Raw genomic sequence first — 13,919 nt, 5'->3', positions numbered from 1 at the left:
ATCCCGCTCCGCTTCCACCGCACGCACAGCGGGATCATTTTCATTCATGGTCGACAACCGGGGGCTCCTTCGGGTCGGGCGAGACATATGGGGGTGAGATCTTCCGCCGGGAATCGGACCGCTCCGCCGGGAGACGGACCGGTGGACTCGCACCCCGCTCGCCGCAGTGCAGCCCGGCGGCGGGTGACCGACAGCCCCTTCACGGCGGCGGCCGTCCGAGTTCCGTCCGCGTTCCCGCCCGTTCCGGTCCGGGTTCCCGTCCGCGTCCACCCCGTCAGGCGGTGGAATGAGGCTCGGCACTGCGGGCCCCTTCGTACTCCGGTTCCGGTGCCGGGTTCTTCTTCTTTCCGGCAGCGGGCAGGGCGATCATCAGCACGGCCACCGCGACGAGCGTGATGAGCATGATCCAGACCGCACCGACGTGCATGGCGTGGATGAACGCCTGATCGGCGGCCCGTGTGAGAGCGGGCTGATCGATCGTGGTGGCGACGTGGCGGGCCTGTTCCGCGGAGACCCGGGCGTTGTCCCGCACCGCCTCCGGGACAGCTCCCAGCGAGGGTTCGATCGCGTCTCGGTACGCGATCGACATGATCGTGCCGCCCACCGCGATCCCGATCACGCTGCCGACCTGCCGCGCCGTGTTGGTGACGGCCGACCCGGCACCGGACCGCTCCAGCGGCAGGCTGCTGAGCAGTGCGCCGGTCACCGGGGCCATCACCATGCCGACGGAGAGGCCCTGCGCCAGCAGCAGGAGAGCGATCCAGACGAGCGGGGTGTGCAGATCGAGGAATCCGACCGCGCCCATGGTGAGCGCCGCCACCGTGAGCGCCGGCACGGCGACGGGGCGCAGTGACCATCGGCCGACGAGACGTGCGCCCAGGGGCGCGCCCACGACGGCGCCGACGGCCGTCGGAACATTGGCCAAACCGGCCTTCATCGGTGAGTAGCCCAGCGCGCCCTGCATGTAGAACGCGTTGTAGAAGGTGATGGCGGCGACGGAGAAGAACAGCAACGCCATGGACGCGTTGCCACCGCCGAACATCCTCTGGGCGAGCAGCCGGGGATCGAAACTCGGTGCCTCGGTCCGCAATTCGACGAGCACGAAGACGACTAGCAGGACGATCCCGGCCGCGGTCGGCGCCCAGACGTCCCAACGGCTCCAGTCGTCCACCTGCCCCGCACGGATCACGCCGTAGGTCAGCGCCGCGAGTCCGGTGATGGACAGCAGGATCCCGGCCGGGTCCATCGGCCGCACGGAGGGGCTGCGGAAATTGGGGACCAGAACGACGATCCCGGCCAGTGCCACCACGATGATCGGGACGTTGACGAGAAAGACCGAACCCCACCAGAAATGGCCGAGCAGAAGTCCCGCCAGCACCGGGCCCGCCGCCATTCCGACACCGGTGGATGTCGAGGAAATGGCGATCGCGGTTGCCCGCCCGGCGCCGGTGAAGGTCCACAACAGAATGGCGAAGTTGGCCGGCATGATCAGTGCGGCACCGACTCCCATCGCGGCCCGTGCGGCGATCAGCTGGCCCGCATCGCCCGCGTACGCCGCCCAGATCGAGGCCCCGGCGAAGATCACCAGGCCGATGGCGAGCACATTCCGGTGGCCGAAGCTGTCGCCCATCGCGCCGGCGGTGAACATCAGGGTCGCGAAGACCAGGGTGTAGGCACCGGTAATCCATTGCAGCTCGGCCGGGCTGGCGCCCAGCCCCTGGACCGGGTCGGCAAGGGTCTCCAGAGTGATACTGAGAACGGTGTTGTCCAGCCAGATCAGCAGCGAACACACCATGAGTACGGCGAGAATTAACCGTTGCCTGGATTTCAGCAACGTCGGAGGTGCGGTCATGACCATCTTCGAATATCGATCGGCGGAAACTTGAACGACGCGACTATAAACAGGCCCCACAACACTGTCAAGCTCAGAATTTCTCGCCGACACGGTTGCAACCGGGCGACCTTTATGCCTCCGGCGGATTTGCAGACCGCGCCATTCTGTGCCTCCAACGAATTTGCGGATCGAATGGTTTTCTGTCTCCGGTGAATTTCCGAGCCGGAGAGATTCACCTCCCTCGGTGGTTTCGGCCGAGGCAATTCTTTGCCCTCGGGGACCTGAACTGTCGCGCGGTGCCCCCGCTGCGGACGGACGAGCCCGAGCGCGCCGCGCGGGCGGCGTGCTCGGGCTCGGGCAGAGCTGTCAGGCGTCTCCGTTCCCCCGTTCCGACGGTCCGGCCCTCACCGGCCGCCGAGTGAGTCCAGCCAGCGCCGCAGATGCGCGGCGGTCTCCGGTGCCCGCTCCTCGATGATCGAGAAGTGATCCGCCTCGATCTGCTCGATCGGTCCACGGTGCTGCCAGTCCGGGACGGGGTCGCTGTCTCCGAAGGTGCTCAGCGTCAGGGTGGCCCGCAGATTCAGTGCGGGTGCGGCGATCGGTTCGGCCTCGCGATCGGGGTAGATGCGCACATAGCCGCCCATTGGCGAGCAGGCCGTGGTCGTCCACGGGGGTCAAAGCGTTGTTCCGGGACGGGATCTGCCCCAGCGCGTCGGTGACCACGTGGCGGTTGAGCTCGATGTCGTCCGGAGAGTAGGTGTCGATCATCGCGACGCCCGCCAGCGTGCCTCCGTCGTCCCCGATCCGCCGGGCGACCGCATGGGCGATCGCGCCACCGGGCGAATAGCCGATGAGCGCCACCGGGCTTCGGCCGAGCTCTGCCGCGACGCTCGCGGCGAGGCTCTCGATCGCCGCCGTCCAGGTCGGTGGCAGGTCGTCACCCGCGCGCGTGCCGGGCAGCCGCAACGCGCTGACCCGCCGCTCGCCGCCCAGTTCACGGGCGAGGCGCGCGAACTGGTGGGAGCCCGATCCCGCGAGGAACGAGGGGATGCAGATCAGTGCCGGTGCCGTGTCGCCGCGCGCCAGGAGCTGCGCGGCCGGGTGCCGGGTGACGGCCTCCTCGGCGGAGTACAGGGGCATCAGGGCGGCGCTCGCGGTCAGCAGCGGCATCGCCCCTGCCAGCTCACCGCGGCGATGCGCCGCCGACACCAGCTCGGTGATCGTGCCGCGCACGCCGGCCGGTACCTGCTCGGCCACGCCGGTGCCGGACTCCTCGATCCGCGACCGCACCAGTTTCGCCACATCGGCGGCGGTCGGGTGGTCGAAGATCAGCGTCGACGGCAACGTCAGCTCGGTCAGCTGTGCCAGCCGGTTCCGGAACTCGACGGCACCGAGGGAGTCGAACCCTAGCTCGGTGAACGGCGCGTCCGGGTCGATCGCGTCACCGGAGAGGTGGCCGAGGACCGCCGCCGCGACGTGGCGTACCTCGCGCAGGACCGCGGCGTCGAGGTCGGCGTCGGGCAGGGCGGCCAGCTGCCGCGCCAGGCTGACACCGGCGCTCCCGGTGACCGGGGGGCCCGGATCATGCCGCACAGCACCGCGGGCAGTGCGCCGCCGCGCGCCAGGATGGTGAGCGCCGCCGTGTCCAGCAGCGCCGTCATCGGTGTCGCCCGGCCGGTCTCCAGCGCGTGGTCGAACAGCGCCATCCCGGAATCCGGATCGATCGGGACCAGGCCCAGCCTGGCCCGGATCCGGCGGGCGTACTGCTCGGCACCGTCCCCGCTGAGCGCCCTGCCATGCCGACGGTCCACAGCCCCCAGGCCAGGGAGTGCGCGGGCAGGCCCGCGCTGCGCCGCAGGCGTACCAGGGCGTCCAGGGCATTGTTCGCGGCGGCGTAGTTGCCCTGTCTTTGTCCGCCGAGCAGCGGGGCCGCGGACGAGAAGAGCACGAACGCCGACAGATCCAGATCGCGCGTCAGCTCGTGCAGATGCAATGCCGCGTCGACCTTCGGCGCCAGCACCCGTGTCGTCCGCTCGGCGGTCAGGGTGTCGAGTGTGCCGTCGTCCAGGACGCCCGCCGCGTGGATGACGGCGGTCAGCGGCGCGTCGGTGCCGATGCCGGCCAACAGGTCCTGGACCGCGGTGCGTTCGGTGACGTCGCACGCCACGACCTGGACGTGGGCGCCGTGGCCGGTCAGCTCGGCGGTCAGTTCGGCGGCGCCGTCCGCGGCGGCGCCGCGTCGCGACACCAGCAGCAGCCGCCATGCGCCGTGCGCCGTGACCAAATGCCGGGCGACGATCGCACCGATGCCGCCGGTGCCGCCGGTGCCGCCGGTGATGAGCACGGTGCCCCGGTCGAACGACGGCTGCGCGCCCGCTCCGGTGGCGGGCAGCGACCGCAGTCGCGGTGCCAGGAGCCGTCCCCCGCGTACGGCCAGGTGTGGTTCGTCCTGGGCCACGGCGTCCTCGAGCGAGGTGAGCGGCAGGGCGTCGCCGTCGTGGTCGATGAGCAGGAAACGGCCCGGATGCTTGGCCTGTGCGCTGCGCACGAGGCCCGCCACGGCGGCCCCGGCCAGATCGGGCTCCTCACCGGGCAGCCCGGCGGCCGTGCGGGTCACGATCACGAGCCGGCTGGGGTGAGCGGCGCCTGTCCAGCCCTGCAACAGGGCGAGCGTGGTCAGGACGCCGGTGTGGACTTCCGCCGCGCCCGCCCCTGTCCCGCGGGGCGACTGCCATACCACCGTGTCGGGAACGTCCCCCAGCCCGGCGAGTCCGGCCAGATCAGCACAGCTCGTCGCGGGCTCCGGGGCCTCGACGGCCGCCGGGTCACCCAGCACGACGACGCGCCCCGCGTCCGCCTCTGGGGCGGCAGGCACGGCGGCCCATTCCAGGTCGAACAGCGGTGCCGCGCCGCGCAGCTCGGCCAGCGCCTGCGGCTCGATCGGGCGGGACCGCACCGATTTCACGCTCAGCACGAGGGCACCGGTCGCGTCGGCCGCGTCTACGCGCAGGGTGTCCGGTGCGATGCGGGCGATACGGACGCGCAGGGCGCCCACGCCGGACTGTGCCACCTGGACACCGTCGAAGGCGAAGGGGAGGGGCAGTCGGCCGTCGGGCCCGCCCTCGACGAGAGGTCCGACCGCCGCGTGGAGCACCGCGTCCAGCAGTGCCGGGTGCAGCCCGAAGTCGGTGGCGCGCGCCGCGCTGTCGGTGTCGAGCGCCAGGTCGGCGAAGACTTCCTCCCCACGGGTCCACGCGGCGCGAACACCCTGGAACACCGGGCCGTACCCGAAGCCGAGGTCGCCGAGCGCGCGGTACACCTGCTCCCCGTCGACCGGCTCGCCCGCAGCCGGAGGCCACGCGCGGGACCAGTCCGGTGCTGGGACCGGTGCGGCGGGCGTGAGCAGGCCATGGGCGTGCGGCACCCAGGCATCGGCGACGTGGGCGTGGACGGCCACGGTCCGGTGCCCGGCCGCGTCGGGTTCGCCCACGGCGAGCTGGAGGTCCGCGGTGCCGTCGGCCGGGAGGACCAGCGGCGCCGCGAGGACCAGTTCAGCCAGCCGTGGCACGCCGAGCCGGGCGCCGGCCGCCAGGGCCAGTTCCACGAATCCGGTCCCTGGCATCATGCCCAGGACCGTGTGGTCGGCGAGCCAGGGGTGCGTGCGCAGCGAGAGCCTGCCGGTGAACAGCCATTCGTCCTTGCCGGCGAGCTGCATCTGGGCGTGCAGCAGCGGATGGCCGGCGGAGTCGACGCCGGCGAGCGGCGCTGCGGCCTCCGCGGGCAGCAGCCAGAAGCGTTCGTGCTGGAAGGGATAGGCGGGCAGCGTGATCCGTGCCTGCGGTCGCGCTCCGAAGTAGTCGGACCACTGCACCGGCCGGCCCGCGCAGTGCGCGGTGGCCAGCGCGGCGACCAGCTGTCCGGGTTCGTCGACGGTGCGGCGGGACGCCGCGACCACCGAGGCGCGCGCCGCGACGTCGGCCGCCGCGGTGGCGCGGGTCATGGCCGTCAGCCCGCGTCCGGGCCGAGCTCGACGAACAGGCCCACGCCCGAGTCGAGCAGGGACCGCACCGCCGGGGCGAAGCGCACCGCCTCGCGCACCTGCCGTGCCCAGTACTCGGGCGTGCCCACCTCGGCGCCGGCGAACGCTCCGGTGACCGTGGAGCACAGAGGGATGCGCGGCTCCCGGTACGTCAGGCCGACGGCGATCTCCGCGAACTCGGCCAGCATCGGGTCCATCAGGGCGGAGTGGAACGCGTGGCTCACCCGCAGCCTGCTGGTCCTGACGCCCTCGGCCACGAGCCTCGACTCGACCGCCGAGACCGCGTCGGCGTCTCCGGAGAGGACCACCGCGTCGGGGGCATTCACCGCGGCCAGGGAGACCGCGCCGGCTGCCGGACCGGCGTCCGCCGCCGCCAGCAGCTCCAGGGCCTGCCCCTCCGGCACCGCGGCTGCCAGCATGCTCCCGCCTGCCGGCAGCGCCCCCATCAAGCGGCCTCGAGCCGCGACGAGGGTGCATGCGTCCGGCAACGACCACACACCGGCCACGTAGGCCGCGGCCAGCTCGCCGATCGAGTGCCCGGCGACCACGCCCAGCGTCACGCCCAGCGACTCGACGAGGCGGTACATCGCCACCTCGAACGCGAACAGCGCGGGCTGGGTGTACTCGGTGCGGTCGAGCAGCGTCTCGTCGGCCCCGCCGAACATCACGTCCCGCAGCGCGTGCCCCAGGTGGGCGTCGAACTCCGCGCACACCTCGTCGAGCGCCGCCGCGAAAGCGGGGAACGCCCGGTACAGCCCGGTGCCCATCCCGGTCCGCTGGGCGCCTGGCCGGTGAACAGGCGCGACGACGTCCTCACCCAGCTGGATTCCCTCCACGGCAGCCAGCGACGGCACACGCTCATCGTGCTGCGGTCGCTGTTCGGCCGAGCGAAGAAGAGCGGCACCATCTTCAAGAATCCGACCAGCCGCATCCGCGTTGGCCAGCACGAGTACGGCATCCTCCAACCCCTGGAGCCCGAGCACGTCAACAACTCCGTTGCCGCGGTCGCCAAGCCGGCGGACCGGCTGGTCCTCGCGCTCGCCGCAGTGCACGCCGCGCGATCCGGTGCGATCCGGCGCCTCCAACTCGACGACCTCGACATCGGCAATCGCAAGCTCGTGATCGACGGCCGGGTCCGGCCTCTGGACGCGCTGACACTGCACGTCGCCCGCGAATGGCTGGACCACCGACGCTGCCGCTGGCCCGACACCGCTAACCCGCACTTGCTGATCAACAAGTTCACTGCCTTGGGCACCGGCCCGGTCAGCGCGGCCTCCCTGACCACACCGCTTCGCGGCCAGGCCGCCACCCTGGAACAGCTCCGCGTCGTCCGGCAGCTCGAAGAAGCCCTCGCCCATGGCCCCGACCCCCTCCACCTCGCCGAGGTCTTCGGACTCGATGCGAAGACCGCGATTCGCTACACGGACTCCGCGCGGACGCTGTTGGAACAGGCCGTTGAACAGCAGCTTCGATGAAACTTGCTCGACCGGACGCACGATGAAGGCAATCATGAGCGGGTGACGTCGACCGAAGCATCAGCAACCGCTCTACAGGACCATGCCGCCCTCTGGAGCATGGGCGAGATCCGCGCAACCGACGTCGTCACTGCTGCCTGTGATGCACTCGTTGCCGGCCTCGACAGTCCTGCCCTGCGGATCTTGGCCGCGTGCACACGCGCGGAGGCGGATTACGACGTCCCCGACCTCCTTCCACCGGCACTCGACGAACTGTGCCTCACCTTCCACCCAGCGGGCAGCGTTGCCGGACAGGAAGCCGCCGCGCGAGCGCTTGCCGCCCGGATGCTGGCCGGCGCGCTGACACCACGCGAGCTGGCCTTCCGGATCCACCATCGTTTCGGGCACGAGCTGCCTCTGGTCGAACGGCTCGCCAACCTGGACGACGACTACGACGTCCTCGCATACGGCGACAGAACACAGGCGCAGGTCGACGCCGAGGTCACGACCGAAGCTCTTCGGCTTGCACAGCATCCTCGTGTTCCAACCGAACCCACGGGTTTACCGACCTGAAGCAGACCGGTGGACCCGTGGGTCCAAGCTGAAGGACCGTCGGCTTCCTGGAACCCACGGGGGTCCCGGGGTGTGACCGAGATACGCGTCAAAGGGGCAAGGGGATGATCTTGAAGCCCTGACGGGTCTTCTACGGTGCCGAGACCATGGCAGCCTGTTCGTCGTGCTCGCGCAGCATCCGCGTCACGGTTGCTGGTGACGGACGCTGGCCCTTCTTCTTGCCGGTGGTGATGACGAGCCGCTTGGCCATGTCGCGCAGGCACATCTCCTGTTCCCGCAGGTGCAGAGCCATGGAGAGCATGGATTCGTCTGCGACGCTGGGGCCGCCGATGGTCTTGCCGCGCTTGCGGGCGGACTCGTGGCCTTCGAGCGTGCGGTCGCGGATGTACTCGCGCTCCATCCCGGACATGGCCGCGAGGACGGTGAACACGATGCCGGACGGGTCGTGCGAGCCCTTCAGCTCTCCAGCGAGGAACTCCAGACCGACGTCGCTCGCCTTCAGTTCCTCGGGGAGCATGGCGAGTTCGATGCCGCGACCGAGTCGTTTGTGCTCGTGGACGACGAGGGTGACGGCGACGCCGGAGGAGCGGGTCTCCCCGGCGAGGTTCACGGCGGCCTCCAGCTCGGGGCGCCGGGTGGCGCCTTCAGCGTCCCACTTCCAAGTGTCGCGACGGCCGGCGGGTAGCCGCCGCCGACGACCGCGAACTCGAAACTGAAGGTCTACGCCGCCCCACCCCGACCCCGGCGGGGCGCCAGGCGGTCACGGAGATCGTGGAGCTGCTGCGCCGCGCGGCGAGCGAGGCGCTGCTCGGGTTCACGGACTCGAATCTGCGAGCAGGCGGAGGCAATCCGGACCGGTGAGCGGTACGTACTGCGGGTCCACGTTACGTAGATGGGCGCAGCACGCAGTTTGCAGGAAGGGGCCGGAGCTCGGCCGGTCGACGTGCGAAGGGCGTCCGGCCGGGCCCCGCCTCCACGCTGCATCTTCCGGGCTGCTGCGCCCGGCCGACATGCCGCCCCGGACCTGTCCGTGACGTCCTTGGCCTCCGCGTCTTCGAGCAGTTCCACCCGGATGCTGGGAACGGCCGGTGACGTCGCTGCCTTTGGCCGGTTCTACCGGTTCACCCGGATCGGCCATGTGTGTAGCGTCACGGTGCAAAAGGTGAGCTCAGGGCCGACCGAATTCATGTCAGTGCGTTGACCACATGCTGAGCGTGCGGTGGCGGGCCGAGAGGCTCCAGCCGGGCCGGCCAGCGAGGGTCACCGACCAGAAGGAGGACCATCATGAACTGGGTCACCAGCGGCTTTCGGGCGTTCAGCGGTGAGATGCGCGCACGCTGGCACGGGTACTTCGTCGGATACGGGCGGCGCGACTGATGTCGGGCCGGCCAGGACAGTGCAGAGTACTGCGGCAGGAGGGCAACGGGTCGAGGGTCCGCAGGGTCGTTCGGGCGCTCAGCGGTGAAAGCCGCGCGCGCGTCCACGGGTACGGCGACAGGTACGGACGCAAAGCCTGAACGGGCTCTCCGTAAGGGATGGGGCGCGTAGCCGGTGCTGCGCACTCCCTTCCCTGTCGGACAGGTGGAGGATCTCGTGTTCTTGGACAGGCAGAGCCTGTGGCCCCACCTTCGGCGATGGGAGGACTCGGCGGCGAAGGCCGACGGCCCGTTCAGGCTCCGCTTCGGGACCCTCTTCGTCGCCGATGCGGACGCCGCCCGGGAAGTGCTGGTCGATACGGCCGACAAGTACCTGCCGCAGTCCGGGTTCTTCCGCCTCGGCCCCACGCCCCTCCCCCAAACGCTTCGAACCGAGGCGTCACGCGAACTCATCAAGGTGCTGGCCCGTCACGACCCCCACGCGTCGTTCGACATCGACGCGGCCCTCCGCGAGGCGGGCGGCAGAAGCGGGCGCCTGCGGCACCAGCGTTGGGGAGCGCGAGTGGTCCGGCGGTACTTCGCACCAGTGATCGCACATGGGCGCCACAGCGAGATCAACTCCCTCGTCGACACCTACGTCACCTCGAGCGTCATCGCCGACGACATCGTCGGTCACACGGTGCGGCGGCCCCACCGCTCGGTCCCGCGCATCCGGGCCGGGCTCGCCGACCGTCTGGGGCAGTTGCCGGCGCAGGGCGCCGAAGCGCAAGACCTCGTCGACGTGGTGCTGGGCCTGCGCGGGGAACTGTCCCCGGCGGATCGCGCGCAATTGCTGCAGCGGCTCATCCTGTCGGCTGTCGGCTTCACCGGTGTGACCCTGGAGTGGTTGGTGCTGCTCGGCGTTCAGTACGGATACACCGGCCCAGCGGTACGCCCGGAACAAATCCGTTCCCTTGTCAAGGAGGTGCTGCGCCTCTACCCGACGGCGTGGCGTCTGGTCAGGGTGGCCGGCGCTGACCACGAGATCGCGGGCGTCCCGGTGCACGAGGGCGAACACGTGCTGATCGGTACGCACGCGCTCCACCGGTCGGCGGCCGTGTGGGACGAGCCGCTCGAATTCCGCCCCGCCCGTTGGGAAAAACCGACCGAGGACCAGAGACGGTCCTACCTGCCCTTCGGGAAGGGGGAGGGGATGTGCCCGGCGAACGGATTCGCGGTCAGGGCTCTGGTACACCTGGGCGGTCTCATCCTGTGCAACTACCGGGGAGACGTACGGCTCCGCAGGCGAAGGCCTCACGTCCGCACGCTCCTGGCGCCCCCGGCGGGCTGGACCCGCCTCACCAGGACGTCGCAGCCGGACAGGCAGGGCTGAACCTCCCCGGCATGCCGAGAACCCGGAGCGCGTGTTCGGTGCCGCTCCTGCGCCCGACGTGAGAAGCCTGGCCTCCCGCACCGGGAGGCCAGGCTTCCGGCTCCCCGACAGGGGCGCACGGGCCGTACAAGTCGCGCGCAAATCCGAACTGTCCCTCCAGCGGCTGGCTCTGTCCATGAGAACGGACAGCGAATGTTCACCACTTCAGGAGGCACCAAGGGTTCGAACAGTGCGCAACCTACGACTGCGCAGGACGGAGCGATCAGTCTCACCGGTCGTCGTCAGTGTGCCAACGCGGTCAGGTCTGACCCGCGGCGCGCAGGGCCCGCGCCAGCCATTCCAGCTCCTCGGTCGCGTCGGGCGACGATTCCTGCCCGCGCACACGGGCGACGAGCCTGCGGTAGTTCTCCGCTCCTGCCTCGATCCCCGCCTCCAGGCTGCGCAGCACGGCGGCCCGATCGGCCTCACCGAACAGCTCGGACAGCATCTCGGCCGCTGCCGGCCCGTCGGGAAGGACCCCGCCTTTTCTGACCTCGGCGACGGTCTGCACGATCTGCCGGGCCCACCAGATGGACGCCCCGTGGGGACGGCCCTGCCCCGGTAGGGCCGTGTTGAGCTCCATCCATGTGCGCAGCCGAGCGCGGAATCCGGGGTCCCGCACCGATTCCGCCAGTTCGATCCAGGCGTCGACCTGCTCAGGTGTTGGGTCGTCGGGCAATTCGATGCTGAAGGTGCGCATGCGGTCGCGCAGGCGCGGGTCGTCGAGGCCGCCGAACACCTCCTCCTTGAACTCGTCGATGATCTGCTTGCGCTCGGCGGCGGAAAGCCGCGCCAACCGGTTCATCAGTGCTGTCTCCTCAACGGTCGATCCCCGTTTCGCCACGGTGGACAGGACGGCCCGGCTCACCTTGAGTGAGCGGATCTGCGCGTCGAGCGCGGCGACATGCGCGTCGGCGATCTCGGCGACCGTGGTGCGGCCGCTCAGGACGCGGCACACGTCGTCGAGCCCGAGGCCCAGCTCCCGCAGGGTGCGGACCAGCTCGACGCGGGCCACGGACTCGGCGTCGTACAACCGGTAACCGCCCGCGGAGCGGGCCACGGGCGGCACCGCCCCCTCGTCTGACCAGAAGCGCAGGGTGCGCACCGAAAGTCCGGTGCGGTGCGCGAGCTGGCCAATAGTGAGCACGTCGGGGCGTTCGTCATCCATGAGCAAGATCCTGAACCCTCCGGCGGCTGGAGACTCAAGCGCCTCAGCGCGACGAATCCCGAAGTCACATCACTGACCGGCAGACCACGTGACGAGAGAGAAGCCCCAGGCCAGGGGCTCAGGGTTCCGGCAAGAACCACGGGAACCCACGAGGTGTCGCACAGAAGGGGCTGACAACCCATCGCGGCCGCCTCATCCCGGAGCTGGTGACACCCCAAGCCAATCGAACAGAGCCGGAGGCAGGTACCTCCCGAAGTGGTGGACATTTGCTGTCCATTCTCATGGACAAAGCCAGGCAGCCGACTGTTGGCCTCCGATCGCACGACACCGTTCGACGCACTACCGACCCTCGCACGGCGCGATCGAGCCGAACGCCGAAACCTGGAGGTCGTACTGCCCCCGCGACGAACACCGGGCCAAGGACGAGGGCGACAGGGGGTGCGGCAACGCGGCACGGTAGGGCGCACGTTCCGCCGGGGGCGCGGGGACAGCGGCGGGGCAGCAAGGGCTGGACCGGCCGCGCTGGAGCGCCACCACTCCAGCTCAGTACGACGGAACGCGTTCCCTCCTCAGAAGGCAAATGCCGCGTTTGTCCGTGCGCTCGTGTGGCCCCCGCCGGGTGGCTGCCGGGGGGCGCGGCACTTAGTGGGCGGTTCGTGAGTCTTTGAGCGGATCTGCTGTCGCCTGATGGTGTGGCGTCGAGGCGGAATCTGCCGGTTCACGGTCGTTGATGTGGTGATGTGACCGGGTGAGTGAACGCAAGCCGTATCCGAGTGACTTATCGGACGAGCAGTGGTCGTTGATCGAGCCGGTGATCACCGCATGGAAGGGGCGGCATCGGTCGGTCAGCGGCCATCAAGGTGCCTACGACATGCGGGAGATCGTGAACGCGATCCTGTACCAGGGACGGACCGGCTGCCAGTGGGCCTACCTTCCGCATGACCTGCCGCAGAAGAGCGCGACCTATTACTACTTCGCCGCCTGGCGGGATGACGGGACCGACCAGGTCATCCACGAACTCCTGCGGTGCCAGGTCCGCGAACGCGCCCGGCGATTAGAGGACCCGGCCCTGGTGGTCCTGGACACGCAGAGTGTCCATGTGGCCGCCGGGGTCCCCGCCGACACGAGCGGCCATGACCCGGCCAAGCGCGTGCCCGGCCGCAAGCGCGGACTGGCTGTGGATGTCTTTGGACTGGTCATCGCGGTCGTCGTCCTGGCCGCGAACACCCATGACAATGCCGCGGGCATCGTCCTGCTGGACCAGGTCGCCGAACAGGCCGGCGGAACCGTTCGCAAGGCTCTCGTCGACCAGGGCTTCAAGAACCAGGTCGTCGCGCACGGCGCCGGCCTGGGCATCGACGTCGAGATCGTCGCCCGCGACCCGCAGATCAAGGGATTCGTGCCGCAGCCGAAGCGTTGGAGGGTCGAGCAGACCTACGGAACCCTGATACTGCACCGGCGCCTGGTCCGCGACTACGAGCACCACCCTTCCTCCTCCGTTTCACGCGTCTACTGGGCCATGACCCACGTCATGACCCGCCGGCTCACCGGCGCGAACACCCCCACCTGGCGCGAGGCACAGGCGGTCGCAGCATGAACATCCAGCCGTTGCTCGAAGCCCTGGAACTGCAGGAGCAAGCCGCCCGGGCCCTGGCCGACGACCTCCGTGAACAGATCGACGGCCTGCAGAACCGGTTGCGGGAGGCCGAGACCCATCTGGAGCATCTCGCGATCACCCGCACTACCGTCACCAGCCTCGCCGACCGGCTTCCCGCTGCCGCACCGGAACTGCCCGGGCACCCGGACTACCCCCGCATCCTCGCCGCCTTCAACCACGCGACCGGACCAATACGGGCCAGGGACGTCTGCCAAGCCCTCGGCCACGAGCTGCTGCCGAAGAACGTCGAGGGCACCCGCGCCAAGCTGAAACGCCTGGTCAGACTCGGGATCCTCATCGAAGCCGACACCGGCAGTTTCGCCAGAAAGCCATAGCTGACAGAGCCCCACCAGCGGTCTCGCTCCACCCTCAAGCAGAAACGGACATCAACCCACGAACCGCCCACT

10 protein-coding genes and 1 pseudogene are annotated in these 13,919 nt (G+C 70.0%); 5 read left to right on the top strand and 6 right to left on the bottom strand.

Translation table 11 applies throughout. From position 1 onward, the window contains the following. Window positions 1-274 precede the first annotated feature (274 nt). The 4 genes from V9U70_RS04355 to V9U70_RS04340 all read right to left on the bottom strand — a co-directional run bounded on the left by V9U70_RS04355 (window position 275) and on the right by V9U70_RS04340 (window position 6,727). On the bottom strand, window positions 275-1,852 hold the full coding sequence (locus V9U70_RS04355; protein WP_336673103.1) for an MFS transporter: 1,578 nt from the start codon (window positions 1,850-1,852) through the stop codon (window positions 275-277). A gap of 348 nt (window positions 1,853-2,200) precedes the next feature. After that, a complete protein-coding gene (locus V9U70_RS04350; protein WP_336673102.1) occupies window positions 2,201-3,427 on the bottom strand; it encodes a thioesterase domain-containing protein in 1,227 nt (408 codons plus the stop codon). Window positions 3,428-3,491: 64 nt separating this feature from the next. Beyond that, window positions 3,492-5,834, bottom strand: coding sequence for a type I polyketide synthase (locus V9U70_RS04345; RefSeq protein WP_336673101.1), 2,343 nt, complete (start codon window positions 5,832-5,834; stop codon window positions 3,492-3,494). Between the two features lie 5 nt (window positions 5,835-5,839). Continuing rightward, a complete protein-coding gene (locus tag V9U70_RS04340; protein WP_336673100.1) occupies window positions 5,840-6,727 on the bottom strand; it encodes an acyltransferase domain-containing protein in 888 nt (295 codons plus the stop codon). 9 nt (window positions 6,728-6,736) lie between these two features. On the opposite strand from V9U70_RS04340, the gene V9U70_RS04335 reads away from it, so the two are divergent. Both V9U70_RS04335 and V9U70_RS04330 read left to right on the top strand, forming a co-directional pair. Beyond that, complete coding sequence (locus V9U70_RS04335; RefSeq protein ID WP_336673099.1) at window positions 6,737-7,348, top strand: hypothetical protein; 612 nt, start codon at window positions 6,737-6,739, stop codon at window positions 7,346-7,348. 42 nt (window positions 7,349-7,390) lie between these two features. Then, on the top strand, window positions 7,391-7,900 hold the full coding sequence (locus V9U70_RS04330; protein ID WP_336673098.1) for a hypothetical protein: 510 nt from the start codon (window positions 7,391-7,393) through the stop codon (window positions 7,898-7,900). A 130-nt stretch (window positions 7,901-8,030) separates the two neighbouring features. Here the strand turns inward: V9U70_RS04330 and V9U70_RS04325 are convergent. Continuing rightward, window positions 8,031-8,531, bottom strand: a pseudogene (locus tag V9U70_RS04325) (recombinase family protein); the annotation flags it as partial. 962 nt (window positions 8,532-9,493) lie between these two features. On the opposite strand from V9U70_RS04325, the gene V9U70_RS04320 reads away from it, so the two are divergent. Beyond that, complete coding sequence (locus tag V9U70_RS04320) at window positions 9,494-10,648, top strand: cytochrome P450 (protein ID WP_336673097.1); 1,155 nt, start codon at window positions 9,494-9,496, stop codon at window positions 10,646-10,648. A gap of 298 nt (window positions 10,649-10,946) precedes the next feature. Here V9U70_RS04320 and V9U70_RS04315 read toward each other — a convergent pair whose 3' ends face one another. Beyond that, window positions 10,947-11,855, bottom strand: coding sequence for a helix-turn-helix domain-containing protein (locus V9U70_RS04315; protein WP_336673095.1), 909 nt, complete (start codon window positions 11,853-11,855; stop codon window positions 10,947-10,949). A 748-nt stretch (window positions 11,856-12,603) separates the two neighbouring features. Here V9U70_RS04315 and V9U70_RS04310 point away from each other — a divergent pair. Both V9U70_RS04310 and V9U70_RS04305 read left to right on the top strand, forming a co-directional pair. Beyond that, window positions 12,604-13,452, top strand: coding sequence for an IS5 family transposase (locus V9U70_RS04310; protein WP_336673094.1), 849 nt, complete (start codon window positions 12,604-12,606; stop codon window positions 13,450-13,452). Continuing rightward, on the top strand, window positions 13,449-13,847 hold the full coding sequence (locus tag V9U70_RS04305) for a hypothetical protein (RefSeq protein ID WP_336673093.1): 399 nt from the start codon (window positions 13,449-13,451) through the stop codon (window positions 13,845-13,847). The genes V9U70_RS04310 and V9U70_RS04305 overlap by 4 nt, the downstream gene beginning before the upstream one ends. Window positions 13,848-13,919: the final 72 nt, after the last annotated feature.

This window comes from Streptomyces pratensis (genome assembly GCF_037137275.1).
Taxonomy (GTDB): Bacteria; Actinomycetota; Actinomycetes; order Streptomycetales; family Streptomycetaceae; genus Streptomyces; species Streptomyces pratensis_B.
This window is presented reverse-complemented; position numbering and strand designations above follow the sequence as displayed.

Bases quoted from the DNA above. Each gene is read 5' to 3' on its own strand.
- V9U70_RS04355 (WP_336673103.1), bottom strand. From the start codon at position 1,852: ATGACCGCACCTCCGACGTTGCTGAAATCCAGGCAACGGTTAATTCTC.
- V9U70_RS04345 (WP_336673101.1), bottom strand. From the start codon at position 5,834: ATGACCCGCGCCACCGCGGCGGCCGACGTCGCGGCGCGCGCCTCGGTG.
- V9U70_RS04315 (WP_336673095.1), bottom strand. From the start codon at position 11,855: ATGGATGACGAACGCCCCGACGTGCTCACTATTGGCCAGCTCGCGCAC.
- V9U70_RS04305 (WP_336673093.1), top strand. From the start codon at position 13,449: ATGAACATCCAGCCGTTGCTCGAAGCCCTGGAACTGCAGGAGCAAGCC.